Annotated in this window: 6 protein-coding genes and 1 pseudogene; 6 read left to right on the top strand and 1 reads right to left on the bottom strand. The window is 61.5% G+C overall.

Annotation, left to right across the window (positions count from 1 at the left end):
* Window positions 1–148: 148 nt before the first annotated feature.
* The 6 genes from LXM94_RS23660 to LXM94_RS23635 are packed head-to-tail and all read left to right on the top strand — an operon-like array spanning window position 149 to window position 2,921.
* Window positions 149–790, top strand: coding sequence for a hypothetical protein (locus LXM94_RS23660; RefSeq protein WP_235774006.1), 642 nt, complete (start codon window positions 149–151; stop codon window positions 788–790).
* Between the two features lie 8 nt (window positions 791–798).
* Complete coding sequence (locus LXM94_RS23655; RefSeq protein WP_235774004.1) at window positions 799–1,128, top strand: hypothetical protein; 330 nt, start codon at window positions 799–801, stop codon at window positions 1,126–1,128.
* Between the two features lie 44 nt (window positions 1,129–1,172).
* Window positions 1,173–1,622, top strand: a complete 450-nt coding sequence (locus LXM94_RS23650) for a phage tail length tape measure family protein (RefSeq protein ID WP_329605643.1) — start codon at window positions 1,173–1,175, stop codon at window positions 1,620–1,622.
* Entirely contained in the window at window positions 1,526–2,266 is a 741-nt protein-coding gene (locus LXM94_RS23645; protein ID WP_235774023.1) for a hypothetical protein, read from the top strand. The genes LXM94_RS23650 and LXM94_RS23645 overlap by 97 nt, the downstream gene beginning before the upstream one ends.
* 26 nt (window positions 2,267–2,292) lie before the next feature.
* On the top strand, window positions 2,293–2,772 hold the full coding sequence (locus LXM94_RS23640) for a hypothetical protein (RefSeq protein ID WP_235774002.1): 480 nt from the start codon (window positions 2,293–2,295) through the stop codon (window positions 2,770–2,772).
* On the top strand, window positions 2,763–2,921 hold the full coding sequence (locus tag LXM94_RS23635; RefSeq protein WP_235774000.1) for a hypothetical protein: 159 nt from the start codon (window positions 2,763–2,765) through the stop codon (window positions 2,919–2,921). The genes LXM94_RS23640 and LXM94_RS23635 overlap by 10 nt, the downstream gene beginning before the upstream one ends.
* A 647-nt stretch (window positions 2,922–3,568) precedes the next feature.
* Here the strand turns inward: LXM94_RS23635 and LXM94_RS26330 are convergent.
* A pseudogene (locus LXM94_RS26330) lies at window positions 3,569–3,742 on the bottom strand (IS5/IS1182 family transposase); the annotation flags it as partial.
* Window positions 3,743–3,852 lie beyond the last annotated feature (110 nt).

Genomic DNA, 3,852 nt, shown 5'->3' with positions numbered 1-3,852 from the left:
TTCAGCAAGTTGCACGCATACCTATCCACTGCCCCAAACAGTACCCTAAACAGTACCGCAAACGTTTTCCCGGTCGTTTTTGGTAGTCGCTTCATGGCATGCCGGGAATCAGCCCTGAAGCGAATCGTTGCGGAAATGTGAGGCGAAGATGACAGACCAGAAGAACCATGCGGAGACCACCGTCGATCGCATCCGGCGTGACCTGGCAAAGGCGGATACCGCTGCAGCTGTGCTTGCGGCGGGTGCGGCAATTCCGGATCTAATCGCGGCGATCGAAGTCAGCAGCGATGCGCTCGACGACGCGCTCGCGGCCGAAGCGGAATCCGTCGACCGGACCCGTGCGAACGAGCTGCGCGCCGAGCGTGCCGCGCTAAGCGACCTGCTGACGGATGCCGAGTATCTCGGGCGGCGGATCGAGGAGAAGCACAGGGCGCTGTTGCGAGACGAGACCGAGGCCGCCATGCGGTCGCGGCAGGCTTCCGCGATGGCGAAGCAGGCGGCCGCACAGATGGTTCTTGCCAAACTCTCCGACCCTTTGCGTGCAGTTGTCGCCGGTGTCACGGAATACCAGTGCCTCGCGGCTGAAATCGAAGCGCTGAACAACGAATTGCGCGCCGGCGACCGGCATGAACTCTGCGTGCGCAGCCCCCTTCACGCGCTGACCAGGCCGAACGAAGACCTTGGCGGGATTTTCGGCCTCGTGCGAGGCGGCAAGCTCGCGGCCGCACAGGGTGGCAGCGACCTTCTCGAAATTGCTGCCCGTGCGGCGGCTAAAGTTGCCGGGAAATGAGGTGAAACATGGCCTATCGAGAACGCATGAACATCTGGCGCGAGGAATTTGAGAGCAGCGAGGAACTGCGCTTCCAGTTTCGCGACTGGCACAGTTACGCATACCGAAAGTGCCGCGAGCTCTGGGGATCCTCCGTTGACCTCCAGCGCCGGTATGGCGGCGACTACAACGCATTCCTGAAGGACGAAAAGAGAAAGGGTGGAGCCGAAATGGTTGCAGCCCGCGAGAAGGCAAGCCGGGATGCCGCGTTGGCCGACATCAAGGAGGGCAGCCGGAATCCGGTACACAATTTCATCAGCGGCATTCTTCGCCAACGCTGGGCTGGTGACGATACCTGATCTTGAGATTCTGATCCTGCCACTTCACAAAAAGAGGTACAGCCATGCCGCAGATGTCTCCCCTGATGTTCGATATCGTCGCCCGCGACCGCTCGCGAGCGGCATTCGAGGCGGCCGAACGTGGCGCTGACGGCCTGGCCAAGAAGGCGGTGGCAAGCGGGCAATCGGCCTCACGAGGTATCGATTTGGCGAGAAGCAGCGCGGGCAATCTCGCTGCGCAGTTCAATGATATCGGCGTACAGCTCGCCGGCGGACAATCGCCATTCCTGATCGCTCTACAGCAAGGCTCCCAGATTGGTCAGGTCCTGGGCCCGATGGGGCGGGAGCGGCCGTTCAGGCGCTTGGCAGCGCATTTCTGGGACTCCTGTCGCCCGTCAACCTGTTGGCGATTGGCGCCGTGGCCGCTGCCGGCACGATGTACCAGATTTTCTCCGTCGCGGAGGAGGAAGGCGTCGCAGCAGAAGAGGTTCTCCAGAACTTTGACGCACTGCTAGAAAAAATCGGTGAAACGTCGGAAATCTCTGCCGACAAAATTCGGGAGATGCTTGAGACGCCGGCTTCTTGGGCGGCCTTGCTGGCTGGCGCGGCTCGTCAATCCGAACAGGAGGCGGCTCTTATGAGCCAGAAAATCACCGAAGCGACATCGCGGATGAACGTGTTCATCACGCGGTGGCAGGACGTGACTCCTGCGACCCTCGCCGCGCAGCAGTCCATCCGAGACCTTGGCCAGGATCTGAAGGATGGTACCATCAGTGCCCGCGACGCCTTTGAAGAGTTGAACCAGATGCGCACGGCGGAGACGACGCCGCCTTCGCTTTATACGACCATTGATGCGCTGACATCGATCATCGAAAAGGCGTCTGAGGCCGATCGGAGATTGCGTGCACTTGCGACGCTCGGCAAGGGGCCCCGTGTCGCAGGACCGGCGCAAGCGAACGACATGGCGGCGCGATCCGGCGATATACTCAACATGCAGGAGCGCCTGGGCGCGGACCCGTATGAGCGGCTCCGCGAAAATCTCGAAAGACAGCGCCAGGAGATCGAGGATCTGGACCGATCCGGCTGGTCTGGGGGGGGAGCGCCACATCTTCGGCTGAACGGGAAGCCGAGCGGCAGGCCGCAGCCATTGAACGGGTGATGCAGTCCCTTGAAGACGAGCGCCGCATGATCGTCATGAACGCTACCGAACAGCGCGCCCTGCAGATGCAGCGTCGGGCGGGCGTCGATGCAACGTCAGAACAGGGAGCGGCCATCGCGAATCTCGTCGCGCAGATAGATGCGGAGAAGGAGGCTTACCGCAGCGCCAAAGAGGCCGGCGATTTCATGCGCGACAACCTGAAGCGCAGTTTCGAGATGCTTATCCCTGAAATCGAAACCGGAAACGACGCACTCGATAGCTTCATCAACAATCTCATGCGCGCCAGCCAGGAAGCCATATTCTTCAATTCGGGTCCGCTTGCCGGCATTTTCGGAAACAATGACGGCGACGGCGGCTTTCTGACCTCGCTGTTCGGCCTGGGGTCGTCGTACGGCGCCTCAGAGCCGTTCGCGTCTTTTGGGGGAGGCCCGGCGGCCGGGCCACACAGATCGCGGCAAGGGCAGATTCTGCCGCTCCCGTGCAGCATGTGCTCAAGATGGACGTGACCGTCGGCGGAAACGGGGACAAGGACCTGATGCGCAACATGCAACGGGCCGCGGAAGACACGGTGCGGCGCGGCTTCGACGAGTACAGGCGCGGCGGCATCCAGAAGGATGTCGCGGCCTATCTCGACGACCCGCATGCGAGGGGATAGGCACCGACTTCGTAAGCGCCGGCAATATGGGTATGGGAAAGAGGGAGAAGGCCCTAGTGGCGCCCGCGTTCGAAAGTCCCGCAGAAGGCGAACAATGCTTTTCCGGTCGCTGTATCACTAAAATATCGCGCTCTTCCGGTCCGGCAAAACGGAGATCGATATCCTCTTCGTCAGTTGGTCCGAAGCGCACGACCGACCGTCCAGAGCAACGCGTTTTTCTTGTCCGACGGAACCGCTTTCAGCCGCAGACCTTCCGCGCCCTGCTAGCCACTGCGGGGTTCGAAGCCGCATGGATCCGGCGTGCTTCCACCTCGAGGCGACTGGTTGCGGCTGATCAAGGTGCAACACAGCATGCATTTCCGGCGACCACCATCGAGACTGGTTGCGCTTAGTACATCATCGGCGGTGCGGCCATGCTCACGGAAATGACGCGCGACAGGATTCTGCGGGGCCGGCCGGCTCCGTCGGCGAGCACATCCACTTATAGGACGTCGAAGCATAGCCAATTTCGCGGCAGCAGCGCCGAGCGCGGGAGGGTGCCGACTGCAAGGCGGCACGACTTCGGAGAATGCCGGTGCTTGCCACTAACCGCGGGCGGCGCATGCATCGCTGCGCCGACCGGCTCCGGCTGGACGGGATGCACAGCTCTATGCCTCTGGCTTTGAGTCCTCGCGGAAACAGGTGCTGTCGTATCCTCGATCGGCAATCAGGTGATCGGCGGGCGGCAAGGCGTCGAGCGCGAGACGAGCGCCCCTGCGGTCGCTCATCTGGCCTTCCGACAGGAGCAGGATGATTGGCCGTCCGCCACTGTCGCAAACGGTTTGGAGTTTTACCTATCGACCGTCTACTGGGCGCTAGGCTCAGGACCTATTAATTTCGTTTGAGATGTGATTCCCGGTTTCCGACAGGAGGCCGTGATGGATGATTTGTT

The sequence above is a fragment of the Rhizobium alarense genome (assembly GCF_021555155.1).
Classification (GTDB): Bacteria; Pseudomonadota; Alphaproteobacteria; order Rhizobiales; family Rhizobiaceae; genus Rhizobium_D; species Rhizobium_D alarense.
Note: the sequence above shows the minus strand (reverse complement) of the source record. Positions and strands in the feature narration are given on the sequence as shown.

Excerpts from the sequence above, each read along its gene's own strand:
- LXM94_RS23650 (WP_329605643.1), top strand. The coding sequence starts at position 1,173 with ATGCCGCAGATGTCTCCCCTGATGTTCGATATCGTCGCCCGCGACCGC.
- LXM94_RS23635 (WP_235774000.1), top strand. The coding sequence starts at position 2,763 with ATGGACGTGACCGTCGGCGGAAACGGGGACAAGGACCTGATGCGCAAC.
- LXM94_RS23660 (WP_235774006.1), top strand. The coding sequence starts at position 149 with ATGACAGACCAGAAGAACCATGCGGAGACCACCGTCGATCGCATCCGG.
- LXM94_RS23640 (WP_235774002.1), top strand. The coding sequence starts at position 2,293 with ATGATCGTCATGAACGCTACCGAACAGCGCGCCCTGCAGATGCAGCGT.
- LXM94_RS23655 (WP_235774004.1), top strand. The coding sequence starts at position 799 with ATGGCCTATCGAGAACGCATGAACATCTGGCGCGAGGAATTTGAGAGC.